At 63.0% G+C, this 23,097-nt stretch carries 19 protein-coding genes; 11 read left to right on the top strand and 8 right to left on the bottom strand.

Going from position 1 to position 23,097, the window contains the following annotated elements:
* Positions 1-63 precede the first annotated feature (63 nt).
* Positions 64-1,404: an MFS transporter gene (locus DM374_RS17520; RefSeq protein ID WP_110971001.1), complete on the bottom strand. Its 1,341-nt coding sequence runs from the start codon at positions 1,402-1,404 to the stop codon at positions 64-66.
* 289 nt (positions 1,405-1,693) lie between these two features.
* Here DM374_RS17520 and quiC point away from each other — a divergent pair, with 289 nt between their 5' ends.
* Together quiC and DM374_RS17510 are read left to right on the top strand one after the other, a co-directional pair.
* Positions 1,694-3,610 (top strand): 3-dehydroshikimate dehydratase QuiC, encoded by a 1,917-nt coding sequence (quiC, locus tag DM374_RS17515; RefSeq protein ID WP_110971000.1) that lies wholly within the window; start codon positions 1,694-1,696, stop codon positions 3,608-3,610.
* 169 nt (positions 3,611-3,779) lie between these two features.
* Positions 3,780-4,448 (top strand): TetR/AcrR family transcriptional regulator, encoded by a 669-nt coding sequence (locus DM374_RS17510; RefSeq protein ID WP_110970999.1) that lies wholly within the window; start codon positions 3,780-3,782, stop codon positions 4,446-4,448.
* 33 nt (positions 4,449-4,481) lie between these two features.
* Here the strand turns inward: DM374_RS17510 and DM374_RS17505 are convergent, their stop codons facing one another.
* A complete protein-coding gene (locus tag DM374_RS17505) occupies positions 4,482-5,342 on the bottom strand; it encodes a shikimate dehydrogenase (RefSeq protein WP_110970998.1) in 861 nt (286 codons plus the stop codon).
* A 163-nt stretch (positions 5,343-5,505) separates the two neighbouring features.
* Between DM374_RS17505 and DM374_RS17500 the strand changes: the two genes are divergently transcribed.
* Positions 5,506-6,660 (top strand): alkaline phosphatase family protein, encoded by a 1,155-nt coding sequence (locus tag DM374_RS17500; protein ID WP_110970997.1) that lies wholly within the window; start codon positions 5,506-5,508, stop codon positions 6,658-6,660.
* Positions 6,661-6,695: 35 nt separating this feature from the next.
* Here DM374_RS17500 and trmA read toward each other — a convergent pair whose 3' ends face one another.
* The 3 genes from trmA to DM374_RS17485 all read right to left on the bottom strand — a co-directional run bounded on the left by trmA (position 6,696) and on the right by DM374_RS17485 (position 10,485).
* Positions 6,696-7,781: a tRNA (uridine(54)-C5)-methyltransferase TrmA gene (trmA, locus tag DM374_RS17495; RefSeq protein WP_110970996.1), complete on the bottom strand. Its 1,086-nt coding sequence runs from the start codon at positions 7,779-7,781 to the stop codon at positions 6,696-6,698.
* Positions 7,778-9,073: an NCS2 family permease gene (locus DM374_RS17490; protein ID WP_110970995.1), complete on the bottom strand. Its 1,296-nt coding sequence runs from the start codon at positions 9,071-9,073 to the stop codon at positions 7,778-7,780. The genes trmA and DM374_RS17490 overlap by 4 nt, the downstream gene beginning before the upstream one ends.
* A gap of 179 nt (positions 9,074-9,252) precedes the next feature.
* Positions 9,253-10,485: an MFS transporter gene (locus tag DM374_RS17485; RefSeq protein ID WP_110970994.1), complete on the bottom strand. Its 1,233-nt coding sequence runs from the start codon at positions 10,483-10,485 to the stop codon at positions 9,253-9,255.
* Between the two features lie 380 nt (positions 10,486-10,865).
* Here DM374_RS17485 and DM374_RS17480 point away from each other — a divergent pair, with 380 nt between their 5' ends.
* From DM374_RS17480 to DM374_RS17470, 3 genes are read left to right on the top strand one after another with little or no spacing between them, the layout of a single operon-like run.
* Positions 10,866-12,299 (top strand): cytochrome ubiquinol oxidase subunit I, encoded by a 1,434-nt coding sequence (locus DM374_RS17480; protein ID WP_110970993.1) that lies wholly within the window; start codon positions 10,866-10,868, stop codon positions 12,297-12,299.
* 3 nt (positions 12,300-12,302) lie between these two features.
* Positions 12,303-13,310 carry a cytochrome d ubiquinol oxidase subunit II gene (cydB, locus tag DM374_RS17475; RefSeq protein WP_110970992.1) on the top strand — a complete coding sequence of 336 codons (1,008 nt, stop codon included), beginning with the start codon at positions 12,303-12,305 and terminating at the stop codon, positions 13,308-13,310.
* Between the two features lie 13 nt (positions 13,311-13,323).
* On the top strand, positions 13,324-13,479 hold the full coding sequence (locus DM374_RS17470) for a DUF2474 domain-containing protein (protein WP_110970991.1): 156 nt from the start codon (positions 13,324-13,326) through the stop codon (positions 13,477-13,479).
* Positions 13,480-13,527: 48 nt separating this feature from the next.
* On the opposite strand, the gene DM374_RS17465 is transcribed toward DM374_RS17470, so the two are convergent.
* Complete coding sequence (locus DM374_RS17465; protein ID WP_110970990.1) at positions 13,528-14,652, bottom strand: methyltransferase; 1,125 nt, start codon at positions 14,650-14,652, stop codon at positions 13,528-13,530.
* A 99-nt stretch (positions 14,653-14,751) separates the two neighbouring features.
* Positions 14,752-15,456: an autoinducer binding domain-containing protein gene (locus tag DM374_RS17460; protein ID WP_110970989.1), complete on the bottom strand. Its 705-nt coding sequence runs from the start codon at positions 15,454-15,456 to the stop codon at positions 14,752-14,754.
* A gap of 234 nt (positions 15,457-15,690) precedes the next feature.
* Here DM374_RS17460 and DM374_RS17455 point away from each other — a divergent pair, with 234 nt between their 5' ends.
* Entirely contained in the window at positions 15,691-16,467 is a 777-nt protein-coding gene (locus tag DM374_RS17455) for a ferredoxin--NADP reductase (RefSeq protein WP_110970988.1), read from the top strand.
* A gap of 61 nt (positions 16,468-16,528) precedes the next feature.
* Here DM374_RS17455 and mscL read toward each other — a convergent pair whose 3' ends face one another.
* The gene (gene mscL / locus DM374_RS17450; protein WP_110970987.1) at positions 16,529-16,942 is read right to left on the bottom strand and encodes a large-conductance mechanosensitive channel protein MscL; all 414 of its coding nucleotides are present in this window, start codon (positions 16,940-16,942) and stop codon (positions 16,529-16,531) included.
* A gap of 168 nt (positions 16,943-17,110) precedes the next feature.
* On the opposite strand from mscL, the gene radA reads away from it, so the two are divergent.
* The 4 genes from radA (at position 17,111) to DM374_RS17430 (ending at position 23,091) form a co-directional block, all read left to right on the top strand.
* Positions 17,111-18,481, top strand: a complete 1,371-nt coding sequence (gene radA / locus DM374_RS17445; RefSeq protein WP_110970986.1) for a DNA repair protein RadA — start codon at positions 17,111-17,113, stop codon at positions 18,479-18,481.
* 83 nt (positions 18,482-18,564) lie between these two features.
* Complete coding sequence (locus DM374_RS17440) at positions 18,565-19,068, top strand: RNA polymerase sigma factor (RefSeq protein WP_110970985.1); 504 nt, start codon at positions 18,565-18,567, stop codon at positions 19,066-19,068.
* A 68-nt stretch (positions 19,069-19,136) separates the two neighbouring features.
* Positions 19,137-20,141 carry a FecR family protein gene (locus DM374_RS17435; RefSeq protein WP_110970984.1) on the top strand — a complete coding sequence of 335 codons (1,005 nt, stop codon included), beginning with the start codon at positions 19,137-19,139 and terminating at the stop codon, positions 20,139-20,141.
* A gap of 250 nt (positions 20,142-20,391) precedes the next feature.
* The gene (locus DM374_RS17430) at positions 20,392-23,091 is read left to right on the top strand and encodes a TonB-dependent receptor (protein WP_110971024.1); all 2,700 of its coding nucleotides are present in this window, start codon (positions 20,392-20,394) and stop codon (positions 23,089-23,091) included.
* Positions 23,092-23,097: the final 6 nt, after the last annotated feature.

The following is a 23,097-nucleotide window of genomic DNA, read 5'->3' as shown; positions in this document are numbered from 1 at the left end:
ACCGCGGGGCCGGCCCCGCTCCGTTGCCGGAGAGGGCAGGCCCCGCGTCATGTAGCGGTTGGATCAGACGTCGACTTTAGGCACTTTGCGCGGTGCCATGAAGTACATCCAGGTCAGGGCAATGAAGTACATCGCCGGGATCATGGTGAACAGGATGCTGTAGTTGTTGTTGGTGACGGTCAGCACGTAGCCGACGATCTGGGTCATGAACATGCCGCCGATGGCTGCGCACATGCCGCCGAAGCCGAACACTGTGCTCATCATGTGCTTGGGCGTGTAGTCCATCACCAGGCTCCAGATGTTGGCGGTCCAGGCCTGGTGCGCGGCGATTGCCAGGGAGATGGCCAGTACCGCGACCCACAGGCTGCTGGCGCCAGCGGCGAAGATCACGCCGATGATGGTGGCAGCGAACAGGGCCATCGACATCAGGCGCGCTTTGACTGGTGCCACGCCGCGTCCGATGAGGAACGAGGAGAGGATGCCGCCGCCGACGCTGCCGAAGTCGGCACTGAGGTAGATCACGATCAGCGGGATACCCATTTGGGTAACGCTGATGCCCAGGCTGTATTGCTGGTTCAGGAACGGTGGCAGCCAGTACAGGTAGAACCAGAACACCGGCGCGGTGATCGAGTAGGCCAGGGCGAAGGCCCAGGTGCCACGCATACGCAGGATGCGCGAGAACGGTACGCCTTTCTGCTCAGGTTCGGCTTCGCCTTGGACGTAAGCCAGCTCGGCTTTGCTCACGGTCGGGTGTTCTTCAGGGTTGAAGTACTTCAGGCCCCAGAACGTGACCCAGACCAGACCCAGTGCGCCCATGGCCATGAACGCGGCCTGCCAGCCCCACACGGTGAGGATCAGCGGCAGCAGCATCGGCGTGAACATGGCGCCAACGTTGGTGCCGGCGTTGAAGATACCGGTGGCGACGGCGCGTTCACCGGCCGGGAACCACAGGCGGGTGGTCTTGACGCAGGCCGGGTAGTTGGCCGCTTCAGTCAGGCCGAGAATGAACCGGCAGACCATGAAGCCGACCGCCGAGGTGGCCAGGCCGTGGGCGCCGGTAGCCAGGCTCCAGAGCAGTACGGCGCAGAAGAACACCTTCTTCACGCCGACCTTGTCGATCAACCGGCCCTGCAGCACGAAGCCGATGGCGTAGCCGACCTGGAACCAGAAGTTGATGTTGGCGTAGTCCATCGCCGTCCAGCTCATTTCCTTGGCCAGGATGGGCTGCATGACGCCGAGGGCGGCGCGGTCGATGTAGTTCAGGGTGGTGGCGAAGAACACCAGGGCAAGCATGACCCAGCGGGTCTTGCCGACGGCCATGGCGCCGCGGATCTTGTCGCCCATTCCTGCGTGCGGGGTGTTGCCCAGAGGCTGGGCAATGGGATTGCTGGAGCTTTGTATCATCGTGGGTTACCCGTATTTTTATGTTTATGGGTCGAGCCTGGGTGACGCAAGAAAACGTAGTGCATGTTGATTTACTTGGCAGGATCGTCCCGGTCAGGTGGCCGATGAGTACCCGCTTCATGGATGGAAATGGTGCGCACTGCTCAAAAAAGGGTCAATTCGTCACAGCGCATTTCGGGCGATAATCGCACACAAAACTAACCGGTTCGTACCTTTTGGTTGAGGTGTTTTCCGCGCCGGCCAATAATTCGTCACAGTTGGGGCACTGCCTGCCCGTTGGAGACTGAAGATGCAGCGTTCGATTGCCACCGTGTCCTTGAGCGGCACTTTGCCAGAAAAGCTCGAAGCCATTGCCGCCGCCGGGTTCGACGGCGTGGAGATTTTCGAAAACGACCTTCTGTACTACGACGGCAGCCCCCGGGAAATCCGCCAGCGCTGCGCTGATCTGGGTCTGGCGATCACCCTGTTCCAGCCGTTCCGCGACTTCGAAGGCTGCCGTCGCGACCGTCTGTCGCGCAACCTTGACCGCGCCGAGCGCAAGTTCGACCTGATGCAGGAACTGGGCACTGACCTGGTGCTGGTCTGCAGCAACGTCGCCGCCGACGCTCTGGGCGAGCGGCAGATTCTGGTGGACGACCTGCGCCTGTTGGCCGAACGTGCCGGCGCCCGTGATTTGCGCATCGGTTACGAAGCCCTGGCCTGGGGGCGTCATGTCAACCAGTGGGAACAGGTCTGGGACATCGTGCGTGAGGCCGATCATCGCAGCCTGGGCATGATTCTCGACAGTTTCCACACCTACTCGATCAAAGGCGACCCGAGCGGCATCGCCAGGATTCCGGGCGACAAGATCTTCTTCGTGCAGATGGCCGACGCGCCGATTCTGGCGATGGACGTGCTGGAGTGGAGTCGGCATTTCCGCTGCTTCCCCGGCCAGGGCGAATTCGACCTGCCGGCGTTCCTCGCACCGATCCTGCAGACCGGTTATCGCGGCCCGCTGTCGCTGGAAATCTTCAACGATGGCTTCCGCGCCGCGCCGCCACGGGCCAACGCCGCCGACGGCCTGCGCTCGCTGCTGTACCTGGAAGAGAAGACCCGCGAGCGTCTGGCCCAGATCGCGCCCGAAGTGGCCGTCGAGCCGGACCTGCTGTTCAGCACGCCGCCGGTCGGCGCTTACGACGGCATCGAATTCCTTGAATTCGCCGTGGACGACGCGCTGGGCGCCAAGCTCGGCAACTGGCTGGAGCGACTGGGCTTCGCCCGCGTTGGCCAGCACCGTTCGAAGAACGTCAGCTTGCTGCGCCAGGGCGATATCAACCTGATCCTCAACGCCGAGCCCTATTCTTTCGCCCACAACTTCTTCGAAAGCCATGGCCCGTCGCTGTGCGCCACGGCCGTGCGGGTCAAGGACAGCGCCAAGGCCCTGGCCCGCGCCGTGGCTTATCACGGTCAACCTTATCGCGGCCTGGTCGGCCCGAACGAGCGTGAGCTGGCGGCAGTGCGCGCGCCGGACGGCAGCCTGATCTACCTGGTGGACCAGGATGTCGATGGCCGCACCATCTACGACACCGACTTCAGCCTCAACGGCCAGCCGGCGCCGACCAGCCTCGGCCTGACCCGCATCGACCACATGGCCATGGCCCTGCCGGCCGACAGCCTGGACAACTGGGTGCTGTTCTACAAGAGCCTGCTGGACTTCACCGCCGACGACGAAGTGGTGCTGCCCGACCCGTATGGCCTGGTGAAGAGCCGTGCCCTGCGCAGCAAGTGCAGCACCATTCGCCTGCCGCTGAACATCTCCGAGAACCGCAATACTGCGATCTCCCATGCGCTGTCCAACTACCGTGGTTCGGGCGTGCACCATATCGCCTTCGACTGCGAGGACATCTTCTCCGCGGTCAAGCGCGCCAAGGAAGCCGGCGTGGCGTTGCTGGACATTCCGCTGAACTACTACGACGACCTGGCCGCGCGTTTCGACTTCGACGACGAGTTCCTCAGCGAGCTGGCGTATTACAACGTGCTGTATGACCGTGATGCCAACGGTGGCGAGCTGTTCCACGTCTACACCGAACCGTTCGAGGAGCGTTTCTTCTTCGAGGTGATTCAGCGGCGCAATGGTTATGCCGGGTATGGCGCGGCGAACGTGGCGGTGCGCCTGGCGGCGATGGCCAAGGCCCGGGCGGGCGGGCTGCGACACGCCAAGCTCTGATTCGATTGAGCGCTCATCGCGAGCAAGCTCGCTCCTACAGCCTTTTACCCCTGTAGGAGCGAGCTCGCTCGCGATGGGGTCAATGCAAAATCCCCTACACCTGCAAGGCTTTCTTCTGACGCAACCGAGGCCCATAATTGCGCGGTTAATCGAAGGCCATGAGCTGCGTATGACAACCACTCCAGCACTTTACGTCGCGCCCGAAACCGCGCCACGCAAAGGTCGCAAGAACAATCCGGAAAAAACCCGCGAGAACATCCTCCAGGCGGCGATCACCGAGTTCGTCCATCAGGGACTGGCCGGTGCGCGCGTCGACGCCATCGCCGAGCGCACCCAGACCTCGAAGCGGATGATCTATTACTACTTCAACAGCAAGGAGCAGTTGTACGTCGAGGTGCTGGAGAAGCTCTACGGCGATATCCGCAGCACCGAAAGCAGCCTCCATCTTGCTGAACTGGAACCGCGCCAGGGCATCCGCCGGCTGATTGAGTTCACCTTCGATCACCACGACCGCAATGTCGATTTCGTGCGCATCGTGTGCAACGAGAACATGCACCACGGCGAGTTCGTGAAGCAGTCTTCGGCGATTCGCTCGATGAACAACACGGTGCTCAAGGCGCTGAACGAGATTCTGCTTCGGGGGGCAAGCGAAGGGTTGTTCCGCGAGGGGCTGGATGCACTGGATGTGCACCTGCTGATCAGTTCGTTCTGTTTCTACCGGGTGTCGAACCGCCACACCTTCGGTGAAATCTTCCAGATCGATTTCGAGGACCAGGCCGTGAAGGCCCGGCACAAGGAAATGATCTGCGAGTCGGTCCTGCGTTACCTGCAGGCCTGATGTGTTCATCGCGGGCGCGGCCCGCGATGATCCTCAGTTACCCAGGCTGTGGAAGTGCCCGGTCATCCGCTCAGGATCGGGCTGCACGCCGCTGAACAGCTCGAACGCCTTGACCGCCTGGTACACCGCCATGGTGCCGCCATTGAGCGTGCGACAGCCCAGCGCCCGGGCTTCGCGCAGCAGTTCGGTTTCCAGCGGGAAATAAACGATCTCCGCAACCCACAACTCCGCGCGCAGCAGCGCCTTGGGCACCGGCATGCCCGGCAGCTTGGCCATGCCCATCGGCGTGGTGTTGACCAGCCCGCAGGCCTGGGCCATGGCGCTTTCCAGGTCGTGGCCGACTTTCGCCGGGGCCGCCGGGAAATGCTGGTTGAGGTTATCCACAAGGGCCTGGGCGCGTTCGATTTCCACATCGAACACCGTCAGTTGTTCTACGCCTTCGCTCAGCAGGGCGTGAGCCACTGCCGCGCCGGCGCCACCGGCGCCCATCTGCACCACGCGCTGACGCGAGACATCCGTCAGGCCGCGGCGGAAGCCTTCGGCGAAGCCCAGGCAATCGGTGTTGTGGCCGATGCGGCGGCCGTCCTTGAGCACCACGGTATTGACCGCGCCGATGCCGCGGGCTTCCGGGGACAGTTCATCGAGCAGCGGCAGGATCGCCTGCTTGCACGGGAAGGTGATGTTCAGGCCGGTGAAGCCCATGTACTGGGCGGCGGTCAGCAGTTCTTCAAGGGCCGTGCTGTCGAGCTTGAGCTGGTCCAGGTCGATCAACCGGTAAAGGTAATTCAAGCCCTGAGCGGCGCCTTCGTGCTCGTGCAGCGCGGGGGTGCGCGAGGCCTGGATGCCCGCGCCGATAAGGCCGGCGAGAATGCCGGGCGGTTTGGCCAGATTCATCGGTAAAGACTCCGTTGTTGTTCTTGGGAAAAAGTCGGGGAGGAGTGTCCCGCTAAAATGTACCGGTTGGTTAACAGGAATCAATCGGCCAGCGTCATAAGTGTTCGCTGATCGAACAGGCTGTGCTAAACCTTGTGGTTCACCAGAGGAGGAGGGGCGAGGGATGGCTTTTCAAGCACAAGTGACGGATGAACTGACGTGGCCAGGGCTGGCCAGTCTGACTCAGTCGATCCTGTCGGGGCTGGGGGCGGAGGGTTTCCGCAATCCGTTCGGTCTGGCGCCGTCGCCCGCCACCTGCCTGTTGTTGATCGACGGGCTGGGCCAGCACCTGCTTCAGGAGCATGCCCGGCATGCGCCGTTCCTTGCCTCGCTGATGCGCCCGGAAGGGGTGTTCCGCGTCGGTTTTCCCGCGACCACCGCGTCAAGCCTGGCGGCGTTGGCCTCGGGCCTGGGCAGCGGTGCTCATGGCATTGTCGGTTGCAGCTTTGCCCTGGATGCCGGCAGCGAGTTTTCACCGCTGAGCTGGACCTGCTCGCCCTTCGCGTCTGAACGGCAGGTCACGGCGCCACCGCCGCCGGAACAGTTCATCGTTCCGCAAACCGCCTGGGAACAGGCCATCGAACAGGGCGTGCGGATCAGCACGGTGATGTCGGCGCGCTTTGCCGATTCTCCCTACACCCGGGCGATCTACAAAGGCGCACAGATTCTCGGCGCGCCGGGCTACGAGGCGTACCCGGCGCTGGTGCGTCAGGCCCTGACGCTGGATGCGGCGTCGTTCTGCTTTGCCTATTTTGGCGACCTGGATTTTGTCGGGCACCTCTGCGGCCCTGGCACCGAACAGTGGCTGGTGCAACTGCGCAACGCCGACCGGCTGGCCGAAAGCATCTACCGCCAGCTACCCGCTGGCGCGCAACTGCTGGTGACGGCGGACCACGGCATGCTGGCGCTGGACAGCGCCGCAGTGGTGGATTTCGACCGCGAGCCGGGGTTGCAGGAGGATGTGCTGGCGCTGGCCGGGGATATTCGCGCACGGCATGTCTACACCGGCGGGCTCCATCAGGATCGGGTGCAGGAGCGTTGGCGTGGACGGTTGGGTGACGGTTATCAGGTGTTGAGCAAGGCCGATGCGATTGGCAGTGGGCTGTTCGGCGCTGTGGTGTTGAGTCAGGCGGAGGCGCGGATCGGCGATCTTATCGTGATCCCGACCGGGGCGGGCGGGATCATTCGCAGCGAGATGGAGCGTGATGCCAGTCGTTGGCAGGGGCACCATGGGGCGTTGACCGATGCGGATCAGTTGGTGCCGTTGTTGATGGCTTGATAGCTGTCGGGCCTGCAGAGCAGGCCCGACCTTGATCACCGCCGAACCAGCAACACCCCACTTTCCATATGGTGGGTGTACGGGAACTGATCGAACAACGCACACCGCTCGATCCGGTGGGTGTCCTGCAACTGGGCGATGTTGGCCGCCAGTGTCTCCGGGTTGCAGGAGATGTACAGGATGTTGTCGAAGCGCCGGGTCAGTTCGCAGGTGTCCGGGTCCATGCCGGCGCGCGGCGGGTCGACGAATACGCTGCCGAACGCGTAGCTTTTCAGGTCGATGCCTTCCAGGCGGCGGAACGGTCGCACTTCGTTCAGCGCTTCGGTCAGCTCTTCGGCCGACAGCCGCACCAGCCGCACGTTGTCCACGCCGTTGTCGTCCAGGTTGTGCAGCGCCGCGTTCACCGAGGTCTTGCTGATCTCGGTGGCCAACACCTTGCGTACCCGGGTCGCCAGCGGCAGGGTGAAGTTGCCGTTGCCGCAATACAGCTCCAGCAGGTCATCTTCACGCTCGCCCAGCGCATCGAAGGCCCAGCCCAGCATTTTCTGGTTCACCTGGCCGTTGGGCTGGGTGAACGCGCCTTCCGGCTGGCGGTAGCGGAAGTTGCGACCCGCCACCTGCAGTTCTTCCACCGCGTAATCACGACCGATCACCAGGCGCTTGCCCTTGGAGCGACCAATGATGCTTGCGCCCAGGTCGGCGGCCAGTTGCTGCGCCGCTGCCTCCCACTGCGCGTCAAGCGGGCGGTGGTAGCACAGGGTGATCATCGCGTCGCCGGCCAGGGTGGTGAGGAATTCCACCTGGAACAGCTTGTTGCTCAGGGCCTCGCTGGCCTGCCACGCGGCTTTCATGCGTGGCATCAGTTCGTTGATCCGCAGGCTGGCGATAGGGAAGTCGTCGATCAGGATCGGCGTGTGTTTTTCCCCTGGCGCGAACATCGCGTAATGACGCTGGCCGTCCTGGCGCCACAGGCGGAACTCGGCGCGCAGGCGGTAATGCTCGCGCGGCGAATCGAATACCGCCGGCTCCGGCGCGTCGAACGGCGCCAGCAACTCGCGCAGGCGCTCGACCTTGGCCGCGAGTTGCTGGTCGTAGGTGGAAGGGTCGAAGACAGCACTCATGCGTTGAACCAGCCCAGCTTGATGACGAACAGGATGGAAAGGATCACCAGCGCCGGGTTCAGGTCGCCACGGCGGCCCGACAACAGCTTGATCGCAGTCCAGGAGATGAAGCCGAAGGCGATGCCGTTGGCGATGGAGTAGGTCAGCGGCATGGCCAGTGCGGTGATCACCACGGGGGCGGCTTCGGTGATGTCGTCCCAGTTGATTTCCGCCAGGCCCGAGGCCATCAGCACGGCGACGAACAGCAGCGCAGGCGCGGTGGCGAAGGCCGGCACGCTACCTGCCAGCGGGGCGAAGAACAGTGCCAGGAGGAACAGGATGGCGACGACGATGGCGGTCAGGCCGGTGCGGCCGCCGGCGCTGACGCCCGCTGCCGACTCGATGTAGCTGGTGGTGGTCGAGGTGCCCAGCAGCGAACCGGCCATGGCGGCGGTACTGTCGGCGATCAGTGCACGGCCCATCTTCGGCATGTGGCCGTCCTTGCCCATCAGGCCGGCGCGCTTGGCGACGCCGATCAGGGTGCCGGAGTTGTCGAACAGGTCGACGAACAGGAAGGCGAAGATCACGCTGATCAGGCCAACGTCCAGTGCGCCCTTGATGTCCAGTTGCAGGAAGGTCGGCGCCAGCGACGGCGGCATCGACACCACGCCGCCGAAGGGCGTGACGCCCAGGACAATGGAGGTGATGGTCACGGCGAGGATGCCGATCAGCACCGCGCCACGGACCTTCAGCGCTTCCAGCGCGACGATCAGGAAGAAGCCCAGGGTGGCGAGGATCGGCGCGGGTTGCTTGAGGTCGCCCAGGCCAACCAGGGTGGCCGGGTTATCGACGACGATGCCGGCGTTATGCAGGGCGATCAGCGCCAGGAACAGGCCGATACCGGCGGCGATCGCCGAGCGCAGTGGCAGCGGGATACTGTTCACGATCCATTCGCGGATCCGGAAGATCGACAGCAGGAAGAACATCACTGCCGAGATGAAGACCGCGCCCAGCGCTACCTGCCAGGAGTGGCCCAGGTGCAGCACCACGGTGTAGGTGAAAAAGGCGTTGAGGCCCATGCCCGGCGCCAGGGCGATCGGGTAGTTGGCGATCAGGCCCATGGTGGTCGAGCCGATGGCTGCGGCCAGGCAGGTGGCGACGAACAGCGCGCCTTTGTCCATGCCGGTCTCGCCGAGGATGCTCGGGTTGACGAAGAGAATGTAGGCCATGGCCAGGAACGTGGTGACGCCCGCCAGGATCTCGGTCCGCACATTGGTGTTGTGTGCTTTTAGTTGAAACAGCCTTTCCAGCATGCCCTGCTCCCCGTGGCGCGATGTGGCGCCAAAAATTGTCGACCCAGTCAGAAAAGCACAAAGCTCCCGGCCTTTCCGTGATTTTTACTGGTCGGAAAAAAGCCGCGCATCATACCAGCATGATTGGCCGAGGGTAATGCGCCGGACCGCCGGCGGGGCGGGGGCTTGGCGATCTCGACTCAGGTGTCCGAGCGCCGGCTGTGCATATGGTCCCGCCCTGCCAGTGTCGGGAACAATTTGATCCACACCCCGGTCACCAGCAGCGTTCCCACACCGCCCATCACCACCGCCGGCACGGTCCCGAACCAGTGCGCCGTCACCCCCGATTCGAACTCGCCCAACTGGTTCGAAGCACCAATGAACAGGCCATTCACCGCGCTCACCCGCCCGCGCATTTCGTCCGGTGTCTCCAATTGCACGAAGGAACTGCGGATCACCATGCTGATCATGTCCGCCGCGCCGAGCACGGCCAGCACCGCGAGGGAAAACCAGAACGAGGTGGACAGGCCGAAGGCGATGGTCGCCACGCCGAACACGCCCACCGCGGTGAACATCACCCGGCCCACTTTGCGCTCCACCGGGAAGCGCGCCAGCCACACCGACATCAGCAGCGCGCCCACCGCTGGCGCCGAGCGCAGCAGGCCCAGGCCCCACGGTCCGGTCAGCAGGATGTCCTTGGCGAACACCGGCAGCAACGCGGTGGCGCCGCCGAGCAGCACGGCGAACAGGTCGAGGGAGATGGCGCCGAGGATGTCCGGGCGGCTGCGGATAAAGCGAATCCCTGCCAGCAGCGATTCCAGGCTGGCTCGGCCTTGGGCCAGCGGCGTCTGGCGCGAGGTCAGGCCAAGGGTCAGGCAACAGGCGATCACGTACAGGCACACGGTCGGGCCATACACCCAGACGCTGCCGAAGGCGTAAAGAAAGCCGCCCGCCGCTGGCGCGACGATGGTTGCCGACTGCATCGCCGAGGCCGACGCCGCCACCGCCCGCGGGAACAGCTCGGCCGGCACCACGTTGGGCAGTAGCGCCTGGGTCGCCGGCATCTCGAAGGAGCGGGCGCTGCCGAGCAGGAAGGCCAGCACGAAGATCAATTCGCGACTCACCGAGTCGGTGCTGCTGGCGATCGCCAGGGCCAGGGCGATCATCGCCTGCAGGCTCTGGCACAGCGCGGCGACGCGGCGGCGGTCGTAGCGGTCGGCGACATGCCCGGTGTGCAGCATGAACAGCACCCGCGGCGCGAACTCCACCAGGCCGACGAGGCCCAGGTCCAGCACGTTGCCGGTCAACTGGTAGAGGTGCCAGCCGATGGCCACGGTGAGCATCTGGAAACCGCTGGCGGTGAATACCCGGGCCAGCCAGAACGAAAGAAACGGACGGTGATGACGAAGCAACAACGGTGCGTGTGCTGACATGACGGACTGCCGGGCCTTCATGAGGGGAGGGGCGTTGCAGGTTAACACCGGGCTGTAACAAAAGGTTGCAGAGTGCGCCGTAGTCGTGCGGTCAGCGCACCGATTCACCTTTTCGTAAAGGGGGGTGAGGCAACCGGTCACGCGGCAACGCACCACACAACCGTGCGGCGTCTTCGCGACTATCCTTTCTCCCTGTCATTGATCTGGATCAATAGTTGTATTTGCAACGGTTGATGCGTCAGCGATGGGCCCTCGGGCCGAAATCCCTGTGGTGCGAAAGTTTTCAGAACAATTCCAACTTGCCGCACTCAACCACCGTAGGGGCAGTTGGCGCCAAGGCAACGGACCCTGACGCCGGATTACCTGAAAGAGGAAGCACTATGTTCGGATCAGAGGCACTCGATCTCGCCCGAATCCAGTTCGCGTTTACCGTGTCCTTTCACATCCTGTTCCCGGCCATCACCATCGGTCTCGCCAGCTACCTGGCGGTGCTCGAAGGCTTGTGGCTGAAAACCAACCAGAACGTCTACCGCGATCTTTACCATTTCTGGTCGAAGATCTTCGCCGTCAACTTCGGCATGGGGGTGGTCTCCGGGCTGGTGATGGCTTACCAGTTCGGCACCAACTGGAGCCGCTTCTCCGACTTTGCCGGCGCGGTCACCGGGCCCTTGCTCACCTACGAGGTGCTCACCGCGTTCTTCCTCGAAGCCGGTTTCCTCGGTGTCATGCTCTTCGGCTGGAATCGCGTGGGCCGCGGCCTGCACTTCTTCGCCACGATCATGGTGGCCATCGGGACGCTGGTCTCGACGTTCTGGATCCTCGCGTCCAATAGTTGGATGCAGACGCCCCAGGGCTTCGAAATCATTGATGGCCGGGTGATCCCGGTGGACTGGCTGGCGGTGATCTTCAACCCGTCATTCCCCTACCGCCTGATGCACATGGCCACGGCCGCGTTCGTCGCCACGGCATTTTTTGTCGGCGCTTCGGCGGCCTGGCACTTGCTGCGCGGCCGCGATAACCCGGCGATCCGCAAAATGTTGTCGATGGCCATGTGGATGGCCCTGATCGTTGCGCCAATCCAGGCAGTGATCGGTGACTTCCATGGCCTCAACACCCTCAAGCACCAACCGGTGAAGATCGCCGCCATCGAAGGGCACTGGGAGAACGTCGGCGACGAGCCAACCCCGCTGATCCTGTTCGGCATCCCCGACATGAAGGCCGAAACCACCCGCTTCAAGCTGGAAATCCCGGCGCTGGGCAGCCTGATCCTGACCCATAGTCTGGACAAGCAGGTGCCGGCAATGAAGGACTTCCCGCCAGAAGACCGGCCCAATTCCACGGTGGTGTTCTGGTCATTCCGGATCATGGTCGGCCTCGGCATGCTGATGATCGCGGTGGGGCTGTGGAGCGTATGGCTACGCAAGCGCGGCACGTTGTACAGCTCGCGACCGTTCCTTTACCTGACCCTGTGGATGGGCCCGTCCGGGTTGATCGCCATCCTTGCTGGCTGGTTTACCACTGAAGTCGGTCGCCAGCCGTGGGTGGTTTACGGACTGATGCGCACCGCCGACGGCGTGTCCAATCACAGCTACGCCCAACTGGGAATCACCCTGGTGATGTTCGTGGTGGTTTATTTCGCCCTGTTCGGTGCGGGCCTCGGCTACATGATGCGCCTGGTGCGCAAAGGGCCGAAGACCGGTGAAGGCGAGGAAACCAATCCGGGCGGCCCTGGCCAGCCACGTACGCCGGCGCGGCCGTTGTCGGCTGCCGACGACGATCACGAAGAAGGCGCCAGCCTGAACAAAGGACACTGAATCATGGGTATTGATCTTCCACTGATCTGGGCTGTGGTCATCATCTTCGGAATCATGATGTATGTGGTCATGGACGGCTTCGACCTCGGCATCGGCATCCTCTTTCCCTTCGTCAAGGGCGAAAGCGACCGCGACGTGATGATGAACACCGTCGCGCCGGTCTGGGACGGCAACGAAACCTGGCTGGTGCTGGGCGGTGCGGCGTTGTTCGGGGCCTTTCCACTGGCCTACGCGGTGGTGCTGTCGGCGCTGTACCTGCCATTGATGCTGATGCTGGTGGGGCTGATTTTCCGCGGCGTGGCCTTCGAGTTCCGCTTCAAGGCCAAGGCCGACAAGCGCCACCTGTGGGACAAGGCGTTCATCGGCGGCTCGCTGGTGGCGACCTTCTTCCAGGGCGTGGCGTTGGGCGCCTTCATCGAAGGCTTCAAGGTGGTGGACCGCCAGTTCGTCGGCGGCACCCTGGACTGGATGACGCCGTTCGCGCTGTTCAGCGGCCTGGGCCTGATCGTTGCCTACGCATTGCTCGGCTGCACCTGGCTGATCATGAAGACCGAAGGCAAGTTGCAGGAGCAGATGCACAACCTGGCGCGGCCGCTGGCGCTGGTGCTGCTGGCGGTGATCGGCGTGGTCAGCCTATGGACACCGCTGGCCTACCCGGACATCGCCAAACGCTGGTTCAGCATGCCCAACCTGCTGTGGTTCATGCCGGTGCCATTGCTGGTGATGGTGACGTTCTACGGCCTGCTTCGGGCGGTGGCGCGCAATGCGCACTACACGCCGTTCCTGCTGACCCTGGTGCTGATCTTCCTCGGCTACAGCGGTCTGGGCATCAGCCTGTGGCCGAACATCATCCCGCCGTCGATCTCGATCTGGGAGGCCGCCGCCCCGCCGCAGAGCCAGGGCTTCATGCTGGTGGGCACGCTGTTCATCCTGCCGTTCATCCTGGGTTACACCTACTGGAGCTACTACGTGTTCCGCGGCAAGGTGACCCACGAAGACGGCTACCACTAGGAGGGCTCAGGACATGACCGGTAAAGACACCGTCGACGCCGAGAAAAAGCCGCTGTGGCAGCGGCTAGGCTGGCTGGCCCTGATCTGGACCGCCAGCGTCGCGACCCTCGCGGTAGTGGCGTGGTTGATGCGGATGTTCATGAGTGCGGCGGGATTGACCACGCACTAGCTTTGCCGCTATTCGCGACGGTTCACCGAACCGTCGCGATCGCCGACATCACTTGCGCGCCTTGAGCACCACGAACTTCGGCGTCGCCGCCACCTGTTCCACGCCCCGGAACAACCGCGCCAGCTTGGTGTGGTAACCCAGGTGGCGGTTGCCCACGACATACAGCGAACCGCCGGTGACCAGCGCTTCCCGTGCCTGCTGGAACATCCGCCAGGCGATGAAATCACCCACCACCTGCTGTTGGTGGAACGGCGGATTACACAGCACGATATCCAGCGAATCCTCGGGCTGCCCGGCCAGACCATCCGCCGCGCGCACCTCCACATCGCGCTCGCCCAACGCCGCCTGCCAGTTCTCCCGCGCCGACTGCACTGCCATGTACGACTCATCCACCAGCGTGTAGTGCGCCTGTGGATTGTCCAGTGCACTGGCGATGGCGAGGATGCCGTTGCCACAGCCAAGGTCGGCGACCCGGGCGCTGCCGAGGTTGCGCGGCAGGTGGGGAAGGAAGGCGCGGGTGCCGATATCCAGGCCTTCGCGGCAGAACACGTTGGCGTGGTTGAGCAGTTCCAGCGCCGGCTTGTCGAGGCGATAGCGGCTCGGGTAAGGCGAGACGGCGCGGGGCTTGTCTTCGTAGGTGGCGATTAGCAGGCGGGCCTTTTTTTGGGCCAGCGAGGCCTGCATCGGGCCAATGTATTTTTCCAGCAATTCACCGGCCGCCCGCGGCAGGTGTTTGATCATCGCCGCAGCTACCACCCGCGCGCCCGGCGCCAATTGGCCTTGCAGACGGATCAGTTGTTCTTCGAGCAGGGCCAGGGTCTTCGGCACGCGCACCAGAACGTGATCGTACGGGCCTTGCCAGGCTTCATTGGCCGGCACGAAGGGCACGCTGTCCCACGGCTGGTCGTTGCGCGGCAGGTTCTTTTCCAGGCCCAGGCGGGCGAGGAACGAGTCGCCGCTGCTGGTCACCGCGAAGTGCGACCGCAGGCTGATGGCCAGTCCGCCGAAACTGTCATTGAGCACCAGCACCCGCGTGCTGGCGGGCAGCGCCAGCTCGGCCAGGTGCTCCAGCAAATATTCGTCGGCGGCGTCGAAGGCTTGCAGGGGATCGTTGGCGTATTCGGGCTGGCGGATCAGGTCGAGGTCGGCAAAGGGGCTGTTCAGCAGGGGCATGGTACGAGGGCTCTGGGGCATGGGTGTGCACCGCGCTGCTCCGGGCAGGCGGGGTGACAGACAGGTGCCGATTCTACAGGGCTTTATTGGCCAATGGGGTCAGAGCAGACCATGCAGCGCGGCGAGGGCCACGGCGCCGGCCTTGTTGTTGGCGTTCATTTTGGTGATGACGCTGCGGATGTGGAAGTTCACGGTGCTCTGCGAGAGGGTGAGGATGCAGGCGATGTCTGAGGCGGTCTTGCCGGCGGCTGACCATTTCAGCACTTCCCGCTCCCGGTCGGACAAGCCGAACCCGTTGGGTTTGAGCGGGTTGATCTGCTCCAGCATTAGCGTGTGCATAACGTTGCACAGCCACAGTGCCTGGCCGGTCTTGTCATAGAACTCGGCGACGCTGACGACCTCGCGGCTGCGTACCAGGCTCAGTACGCTGTTGTTGCCACGCATATCGTGGGCCGCCTGGCTCCAGCCGTAGACCAGACCGTGAGCCTTGGCGTCCATGCGCAGTTGCGGGGATTCTTGAAACACCTCGTCTTCCCAGAGCAGCGGGATCAAAGAATGGCGGCAATGGGTGAAGGTCGGGTCCTGGATCAGGTAGTTGCAATCCCGGTAGTGGTCGTTCCACTGCGTCGTGTAGTTATTGAGGATGAGGGTCTGTGGTGTGAGGCCGCTAGCCTGGCTCTGTACCACCAGGCTCAGGTATTCCATATCGAGTTGCTGCGCCAGCGAGAGGGCTTGCTTGAACAACTGGCCGGGATTTTGCTCCCTGATTAACTGCTCAAGTTGATCCTGCTTCCAATGCGGCATTTCGGTGGCACTCCTTGAGATGGATCCAACTAGTCATCAGTGCACGCTGAGTATAGGAATTGTCCTACAAGCCAATTGGTTTTTTTCGCTATAAGTTGATCTGTGTCATGGCTTCAAAAGGCTATTTGGATTAACAAAATGTTTGGTTTGCCTCCGATAAGTCATCACAAACCGGCGGTGTTTATTCGTGCGGCTTTGCGCGAAACTGGGCATACCTGATTTCCGGAGCCAACCATGACTGCCAGCGCGGAGAAATACACCCGCCAGACCCTGCTCGACGTCCAGCCGCTGACCCCCAGCCTGTTCAGCTTGCGCACCACGCGCGACAGCGGTTTCCGTTTCCGCGCCGGGCAGTTTGCCCGCCTTGGCGTAACCAAGGCCGACGGCAGTGTGGTATGGCGCGCTTACTCCATGGTCTCGTCGCCCTTCGACGAACACCTGGACTTCTATTCCATCGTGGTCCCTGGCGGTGAGTTCACCAGTGAACTGAGCCGTCTGCGCGAAGGCGATGAGCTGCTGATCGACCGCCAGGCGTTCGGTTACCTCACCCTTGATCGCTTCGTCGACGGGCGTGATCTGTGGCTGCTGGCCACTGGCACCGGGGTCGCTCCGTTCCTGTCGATCCTGCAGGACTTCGAGGCCTGGGAGCGCTTTGACAGCATCAAGCTGGTGTATTCGGTTCGCGAATCCTGCGAGTTGGCCTATCAGTCATTGATCGCTGGCCTGGAACAGCGCGAGTACCTGGCCGAGTACGCCGGCAAGTTGCAGTTCATTCCGGTGGTGACGCGCGAACAGCACCCGGGGGCGCTTAACGGGCGCATCACCACGCTGATCGAAAACGGCGAGCTGGAGCGCGCCGCCGGCCTGGAGCTGACCCCGGAGCATTCGCGGGTGATGCTGTGCGGCAACCCGCAGATGATCGATGACACCCGGCAGGTGCTTAAAGCCCGCGGGATGAACCTGAGCCTGAGCCGGCGGCCAGGGCAGGTGGCGGTTGAAACCTATTGGTGAGTGATCAGGCCAGACAATAAAAAAGGACGGCGCCTTGGGGCGCCGTTTTTTATGTTTGGGTTCAAGGCTTGTCGTTCTGTGCCTTGAGCAGATCGCGAATCTCGGTCAGCAGGGTTTCCTGCGGCGTTGGTGCGGGTGGAGCGCTTGGCGCCACGGCTTCTTCGCGCTTGAGGCGGTTGATGACCTTGACGCCCATGAAGATGGCAAACGCCACAATCACGAAGTCGATGATGGTCTGGATGAACTTGCCGTAGGCCAGGACCACCGCCGGAATGTCGCCTTCCGCTGCCTTCAGGGTTACCGCCAGGTCACTGAAATCGACGCCGCCGATCAGCAGGCCGATCGGTGGCATCACCACGTCGCCTACGAAAGACGAAACAATTTTGCCGAAGGCTGCGCCGATGATGATACCGACCGCCATGTCCACGACATTGCCCTTGACCGCGAAGGCCTTGAATTCATTGATCATGCCCATGGTTTATTCCTTGTAACAATTGAAGGGGTGAACGCAGTGTAAATCAGCCTTCCGCTTCATGCGCTGCGCCGCTTGCAAATGACCTCGCTCATAGCCAATGGTTTGGTCGCGTTGGCACCTTTGCCGGTGCGGCGGCTATCATGGCGACTTTTTCCCGGAGATTGCCCCATGGCCAAAGCCAAGCGGTTGTACGGCTGCACCGAGTGCGGCGCGACATTCCCGAAATGGGCTGGCCAGTGCGGCGAGTGCGGTGCCTGGAATACCCTGACCGAAACCATGATCGAAAGCGGCGGCGCCGCGGCCCCCAGCGGACGCAGCGGCTGGGCCGGCGAGCAGGCGAAGATCAAGACCCTGGCCGAAGTCTCGGTCGAGGAAATCCCGCGCTTCTCCACCGCCAGCGCCGAGCTGGACCGCGTGCTCGGTGGCGGCCTGGTGGACGGCTCGGTGGTGCTGATTGGCGGCGACCCCGGTATCGGCAAATCCACGATCCTTTTGCAGACCCTCTGCAATATCGCCACGCGCATGCCGGCGCTGTACGTCACCGGCGAGGAATCCCAGCAGCAGGTGGCCATGCGCGCCCGCCGCCTGGGGCTACCGGAAGACAAACTGCGGGTCATGACCGAAACCTGCATCGAAACCATCATCGCCACCGCCCGGGTCGAGAAACCCAAGGTGATGGTGATCGACTCGATCCAGACCATTTTCACCGAGCAACTGCAATCGGCTCCCGGCGGCGTCGCCCAGGTTCGCGAAAGCGCCGCGCTGCTGGTGCGCTACGCCAAGCAGAGTGGCACGGCGATCTTCCTTGTCGGTCACGTGACCAAGGAAGGTGCGCTGGCCGGGCCGCGGGTGCTGGAGCACATGGTCGACACCGTGCTGTATTTCGAAGGCGAGTCCGACGGCCGTCTGCGCCTGCTGCGGGCGGTGAAGAACCGCTTCGGCGCGATCAACGAACTGGGCGTGTTCGGCATGACCGATCGAGGCCTGAAGGAAGTGTCCAATCCCTCGGCGATCTTTCTGACCCGGGCCCAGGAAGAAGTGCCGGGCAGCGTAGTCATGGCTACGTGGGAAGGTACGCGGCCGATGCTGGTGGAAGTTCAGGCGCTGGTGGACGACAGCCACCTGGCGAATCCGCGGCGGGTCACCCTCGGTCTCGATCAGAACCGCCTGGCCATGCTGCTGGCGGTGCTGCACCGCCATGGCGGCATCCCGACCCACGACCAGGACGTGTTCCTCAACGTCGTTGGCGGCGTGAAAGTGCTGGAAACCGCGTCGGACCTGGCGCTGATGGCCGCGGTGATGTCGAGCCTGCGCAACAAACCGTTGTCCCATGGTTTGCTGGTGTTCGGCGAGATCGGCTTGTCCGGTGAAGTGCGCCCGGTGCCGAGCGGCCAGGAGCGCCTGAAAGAAGCGGCCAAGCACGGTTTCAAGCGCGCCATCGTGCCCAAGGGCAACGCGCCGAAAGAAGCTCCGCCGGGCTTGCAAGTGGTGGCGGTGACCCGTCTGGAACAGGCACTGGACGCATTGTTCGAGGAGTGAGGTGCAGGCTCGGGGCTTCTTGCAAGTGATTCTCACTAGCGAGTAGCATGGCGCCTCCATTCCGATAGCCTTCTGGAGTTCGCGTGGCGGAGTCCGACCTCAAGCGCCTGTTCCTCAAGCACGCGAAAACCCTGCAAGGCCTGCTCACGCGCAAGGTGCGCGACCCGCAACTGGCCGCCGACCTGGTGCAGGAAAGCTTCCTGCGCCTGGCCGAACAGCAGGGCACTGAACGCATCGACAACACGCCGGCCTATCTCTACCGCACGGCGCACAATCTGATGATCGACCATCTGCGCCAGCAGCAGCGGCGCAAGACTGACCTGGTGCCTCACGAAGCCTTCGAAGGCATCGTCGAAGACAGTCCTGGCCTCGAGGACACCGCTGCTGCCGAGCAACACATGCGCCGGTTGCGTGCCGCCATGAACGAGTTGCCACCGCGAACCCGCGAAATCTTCCGTCTCAATCGCCTGGAGGGCCTGACCCACGCCGAGGTTGCCCAACGCCTGGATATTTCCGACAGCTCGGTTCAGAAGCACCTTTCCAAGGCGCTGGCCTATGTGATGCAGTGTTTGCAGGAGCCCAGATGACGAACGGTTTACTGGGAAATGCGCCTTCAGACGTCAGCCCTTACATAACCAGAATTCGAGAGAACCGTGTGACCAGCCAGATCCCGCCAGAGCAAGCAATTCGCGAGCAGGCCGCCGAGTGGGCGGTGTTGCTGGATGCCGGATGCCTGAGCCCCGAACAGATGCAGGCGTTGGCCGAGTGGCGCGACAGCGATCCGCGCCATGCCCGTGCGCTGGAGTTTGCCCGCAGCACCTGGGCCGACCTGGGGCGGTTGGGGTCATTGGACGGGCCTGCCAGCAGCGCGCCGCGAGCGGCTGCGGCCGTGGTGCGGCCGGTCAGCGGGCGCCGGCGTCGCTCGCGTCTGCGCTGGGTCGCCAACAGCGCGGCGGTGCTGTTGCTGGCGGTGTTCGCCGTCGATCGTGGGCCGGAACTGGTCCTGCACATGAGCGCCGACTACGTGGCAGGTGTCGGCGAGGTGCGCAAGGTGACCTTGCCCGACGGCAGCAAGGTCGATCTCGACAGCGGCAGCGCTATCAGCCTGGCCTACAGCGACAGCGAGCGGCGGGTGAAGCTGCTGGCGGGCGATGCGGTGTTCGACGCGGCGCCGATCAGTGAGCGGGAAAAACGGCCATTCGTGGTCGAGTACGCCGGTGCCAGCACCCGGGCGCTGGGCACGCGTTTCGTGGTGGGTGGCGAAGGACAGGGCGGCTGGGTCGGCATGCTCGAACACAGCACCCGGGTCAGCCTGGGTGAGCGACCACTCAAAGGCATCGCGGAGCAGGTGCTCACAGAAGGCCAGAGCCTGCGCTACGACCATGCCCAGGGCATCCGCCCTTGGCCGGAGCAGGACCCGTTGCGGGCCAGCGCCTGGCAGCGCGGCCTGCTGTTGTTCGAGCGCGAACCGCTGGCCGATGTGGTGGCGCAAATCAACCGCTATCGCGGTGGCCATGTGCTGATCGGCGATTCGTCGCTGGCTCGGCGTGAGGTGAGCGGCATGTTCCGTCTCGACAACCTCGATCAGTCACTGGTGATGCTTACCGATGAACTGAAGGTCAAGCGCGTGGATCTGCCTGGTCTTACCTTGATCTACTGAACATTTTTGAGGCCCGGTTCAATTCCAGTTGGGGGCAACTGCATGCACCCTCGTGGGAGCGCCGGGAAGCCCCTCCCGAACCTTTTCTCACATCCCCGAAAATTTATTTACTGACTTTTCCGCCCCCACTCGTCTGATTGTTGAGATTGATTTTCATTACTAGAAAACGCCAACACAGCGAGCAGCACACGTGACCACTCCACAACAACGACGTACCCGGTTCAACCGGGTTGCCCTGGCCAGCAGCCTGATGCTGGGTGCGTGTACCTTGCCGATGGGGATCGCCTCGGTGCATGCGGCAGAGCAGAACACCGGCGCTTCCCTGCGCACCGCCCTGATCCGTTTCGATATCCCGGCCCAGTCTCTGGACAGCGCCGTCATCGCCTTCGCCGAGCAGGCCAAGGTTCAGGTGTTCTTCGACAGCCGCAAGCTGGCCGGGCTGCGCAGCGCTGGTCTGAGTGGTGAGCACAGCGCCGAGGACGGCTTGGCAATCCTGCTGCAGGACAACCCGGTGCGCTACCGCTTCAGCGGCAATGACCGGGTTGGTCTGGAACGCTTGAGCGGCGATGGCAAAAGCCTGGAACTGAACACCACCAGCATCCGCTCCCAAGGCGATGGCGACTGGGTCTACACCGCGCCGCGTTCGGTCAGCGTGATCACCCGCGACCAGATCGACAAGCGCCCGCCACGTCACGCCGCCGACATGCTGGAAGAAACCGCCGGTGTGTACACCGCAGTCAACCAGCGCGATCCGGGCCTGTCGGTGAACATCCGTGGCGTGCAGGACTATGGCCGGGTGAACATGAACATCGATGGCATGCGCCAGAACTTCAACGTCAATGGTCACCAGCAGCGTAACGGCATCATGGTGGTGGACCCCGAGTTCATCAGTTCGGTGGAGATCGAAAAGGGCTCACAGTCAGGCATGGGCGGGGCAGGGGTGCTGGGTGGTATCGCCAGCTTCAACACCGTGCAGGCCAGCGAATTCCTGGGGCCCGACAAGGAATACGGCGGCCGCATCCGCGCTGGTCACGGCATCGGCGAGCTGGGTAACGGCACCTACTTCAACGGCAGCGCGCTGTTCGCCTTCGGCAACGAAGTGGGCGACCTGTTGCTGGGTGTCAGCGAGCGGCACTTCGGTGATTATCGTGCCGGTACCAATGACAAGGACAACCTGGGCACCCAGATTCGCGCCCGTGAAGTCTGGCCGAAGGCCTGGAACGACTGGGTGGAAAGCGAAGTCGGCGACATGGGCAGCGTGACCCGCTCGCGCCTGTTCAAGGTCGGGGTCAATCTGCCCCAGGACCAGCGTGTGCAGTTCAACTACATCGAGACCGACACGGACAGCAAGGACTCCTGGACCTGGTTCGATTACGAGAGTGACTCGTTCTACTACCAGCGAAGCGGCGCTACCGACCTCAACGCGAAAAATGCTTCGATCGACTACAGCTTCAGCCCTGACAACGATCTGATCGATGTGAAGGCGAAAGTCTATTTCGTGCGGACCCGCATGGACCGCTGGAACGCCGGCAGCACCGCGAGCATTGGCAGCGGAAACTGGTACGGGGCCTACAATGACCGCTTCCAGACTGACACCTGGGGCCTGCAACTGCAGAACACTTCGCGTTTCTACATTGGCGCCACGGACAAGCTGACCCTGGACTACGGCACCGAGCTGTTCCAGGACGAGTTCAAGCCGGCGACTGATCGTGTTCCGGCGGTCAACGAACAGGCCTATCCGTATGTGCAGGGGGCTACCCCGGAAGGCAAGAAGTTGACGGCTAGCCTCTTTGCTCAGGCGCAGTATGAACATGACGACTGGCTGACCCTGGACGCCGGTCTGCGCTATGACCGGTATCGACTGAGTGGCGAAAGTGGCATGACGCTCTGGATGTTTCCCGAAGGCCCCTATGAGGCAGGCGGGATAGTCAAGAGCCAGCAACACCTGATCTTCGATGAAACCACCGAACAGGGCCGCTTCTCGCCGACCTTCGGCATCGCCGTCAAGCCGGGAGTGGACTGGTTGCAGCTCTACACCCGCTGGGGACGTGGCTGGCGTGCGCCGGCGGTCACCGAAGTGTTCATGACCGGTCGTCCGCACGCCGGCGGCGGCGCCGAGATGGTGTATCCCAACCCTTATCTCAAGCCGGAGACGTCTCACGATTGGGAGCTCGGCTTCAATATCTTCAAGGAATCGCTGCTGCGTGATGGCGACCGCTTCGGTCTGAAAGTGGCGTACTTCGACACGCGGATCGACAACTTCTCGTTCCTCGATGTCAACGTCAGCCTGCCGGACGAAACCGCTTCGGGCATCGGTCTGGGCCGGATGGCTTACCAGAACAACGAAGAGACCACGCGCTTCAGGGGGGTCGAGTATTCCCTGGACTACGACGCAGGCCGCTATTACGGCCGGCTCTCCTACACCCACATGATCGGCACCAACGACTTCTGTTCGCAGCAGTTCTACATGGGCGGTGCGAAAAGCACCGTGCGCGTCGGTACGGTGACCCGCGCGGTCCAGGTGGGCAACCGCATCGTGATGCGTCAGTTCGCGGTCAATCAGGCGGTCCCCAACGACGCCATGAGCAACCAGATCAACTGCGGCAACATCATGGGCAACGCCACCTACATGCCGGCCGACCGTGGTTCGCTGACCCTGGGCATGCGCTTTCTCGACAACACCCTCGATGTCGGCACCCGCTTGCGCTACAGCAAGGGCAATGGCGCGAATCTGGATACCCCGACCTACGCCACGCTCGATCAGGCGGTATGGCCGAAATACAAGGTCTACGACCTGTTCGCCAGCTACTGGATGACCCCGCAGGTCAACCTGACGCTGGCCCTGGAAAACGCCACCGACCAGGCCTATTTCGTCGCGATGGGTGACGTCAACAACCTGTCCCTGGCTCGCGGTCGTACCTTGAGCGGGATGCTGGAATACAAGTTCTGATTTTTT

The organism is Pseudomonas huaxiensis (assembly GCF_003231275.1).
Classification (GTDB): Bacteria; Pseudomonadota; Gammaproteobacteria; order Pseudomonadales; family Pseudomonadaceae; genus Aquipseudomonas; species Aquipseudomonas huaxiensis.
Note: the sequence above shows the minus strand (reverse complement) of the source record. Positions and strands in the feature narration are given on the sequence as shown.

Coding starts and splice junctions, on each gene's coding strand:
- DM374_RS17505 (WP_110970998.1), bottom strand. CDS start 5,342: ATGAATCTGGCCAAACCGCCCGGCATTCTCGCCGGCCTTATCGGCGCG.
- quiC (WP_110971000.1), top strand. CDS start 1,694: ATGCAGCGTTCGATTGCCACCGTGTCCTTGAGCGGCACTTTGCCAGAA.
- DM374_RS17500 (WP_110970997.1), top strand. CDS start 5,506: ATGGCTTTTCAAGCACAAGTGACGGATGAACTGACGTGGCCAGGGCTG.
- DM374_RS17490 (WP_110970995.1), bottom strand. CDS start 9,073: ATGCTGGAAAGGCTGTTTCAACTAAAAGCACACAACACCAATGTGCGG.
- DM374_RS17465 (WP_110970990.1), bottom strand. CDS start 14,652: ATGCCCCTGCTGAACAGCCCCTTTGCCGACCTCGACCTGATCCGCCAG.
- DM374_RS17485 (WP_110970994.1), bottom strand. CDS start 10,485: ATGTCAGCACACGCACCGTTGTTGCTTCGTCATCACCGTCCGTTTCTT.
- DM374_RS17430 (WP_110971024.1), top strand. CDS start 20,392: ATGCTGGGTGCGTGTACCTTGCCGATGGGGATCGCCTCGGTGCATGCG.
- DM374_RS17480 (WP_110970993.1), top strand. CDS start 10,866: ATGTTCGGATCAGAGGCACTCGATCTCGCCCGAATCCAGTTCGCGTTT.
- DM374_RS17510 (WP_110970999.1), top strand. CDS start 3,780: ATGACAACCACTCCAGCACTTTACGTCGCGCCCGAAACCGCGCCACGC.
- cydB (WP_110970992.1), top strand. CDS start 12,303: ATGGGTATTGATCTTCCACTGATCTGGGCTGTGGTCATCATCTTCGGA.
- DM374_RS17455 (WP_110970988.1), top strand. CDS start 15,691: ATGACTGCCAGCGCGGAGAAATACACCCGCCAGACCCTGCTCGACGTC.
- DM374_RS17520 (WP_110971001.1), bottom strand. CDS start 1,404: ATGATACAAAGCTCCAGCAATCCCATTGCCCAGCCTCTGGGCAACACC.
- DM374_RS17460 (WP_110970989.1), bottom strand. CDS start 15,456: ATGCCGCATTGGAAGCAGGATCAACTTGAGCAGTTAATCAGGGAGCAA.
- trmA (WP_110970996.1), bottom strand. CDS start 7,781: ATGAGTGCTGTCTTCGACCCTTCCACCTACGACCAGCAACTCGCGGCC.
- radA (WP_110970986.1), top strand. CDS start 17,111: ATGGCCAAAGCCAAGCGGTTGTACGGCTGCACCGAGTGCGGCGCGACA.
- mscL (WP_110970987.1), bottom strand. CDS start 16,942: ATGGGCATGATCAATGAATTCAAGGCCTTCGCGGTCAAGGGCAATGTC.
- DM374_RS17470 (WP_110970991.1), top strand. CDS start 13,324: ATGACCGGTAAAGACACCGTCGACGCCGAGAAAAAGCCGCTGTGGCAG.